Source organism: Pseudomonas sp. 10S5, from assembly GCF_035019745.1.
Taxonomy (GTDB): Bacteria; Pseudomonadota; Gammaproteobacteria; order Pseudomonadales; family Pseudomonadaceae; genus Aquipseudomonas.
The window spans coordinates 1-278 of the sequence record NZ_JASJVL010000058.1 but is presented as its reverse complement, the minus strand read 5'-3'; the positions used below and the strand labels follow the sequence as shown (position 1 = coordinate 278).

Annotated in this window: 1 tRNA gene; it reads right to left on the bottom strand. The window is 47.5% G+C overall.

The window, feature by feature from the left end:
* Positions 1 to 119 precede the first annotated feature (119 nt).
* Positions 120 to 195: transfer RNA gene (locus QN378_RS23375), tRNA-Ala, on the bottom strand.
* Positions 196 to 278: the final 83 nt, after the last annotated feature.

The window sequence follows — 278 nt, the reverse complement described above, 5'->3', positions numbered from 1 at the left end:
ACATACCCACATTTTTAAAGAACGATTAAAACGATTAAACTTTCTAATCAAAGATCAGAAATCAACACTCACCATCGCTTGATGGAGTGCTCATTTCTAAGCTTTACAGAAGCAGTAAATGGTGGAGCCAAACGGGATCGAACCGTTGACCTCCTGCGTGCAAGGCAGGCGCTCTCCCAGCTGAGCTATGGCCCCATAACAAAATTGGTGGGTCTGGGCAGATTCGAACTGCCGACCTCACCCTTATCAGGGGTGCGCTCTAACCAACTGAGCTACAG